The following is a 356-nucleotide window of genomic DNA, read 5'->3' on the forward strand; positions in this document are numbered from 1 at the left end:
GTGCTTTACCAGCTTGGCCTTTTTGTGCCATCGGGTAGCCATCGAATGCGGTTACTACCGTTGAAGAACAACCTGGAGCGTTGATTAATATTGATGACGTCGAGCCACCAAATACAGCGCCGTAGTACACACCAGCCATCAAGATTAGGCCAGAAGAAGGGTCTAGGCCGTATGTAAGCGGGATCATCAACGCGATTGCTGAAATTGGACCGAGTCCCGGTAGCATACCAATAAAGGTACCAACAAAACAGCCCACAATTACCATCATGATGTTCATTGGCATCACGGCGGTCGAAAGTCCTTGTAAAATTCCGTCTAACATAATGTTATCCCTACCAAAGAGTGAAGATTAAACC

General features: G+C 46.6%; 1 protein-coding gene. It reads right to left on the reverse strand.

Features of this window, described 5'->3' with window-relative positions:
* A partial coding sequence (locus JFU56_RS22410; RefSeq protein ID WP_198439432.1) for a tripartite tricarboxylate transporter permease occupies positions 1–322 on the reverse strand: 322 nt, incomplete at its 3' end.
* Between the last annotated feature and the right edge of the window lie 34 nt (positions 323–356).

Origin of the sequence: Moritella sp. F3, assembly GCF_015082335.1 — a bacterium.
Taxonomy (GTDB): Bacteria; Pseudomonadota; Gammaproteobacteria; order Enterobacterales; family Moritellaceae; genus Moritella.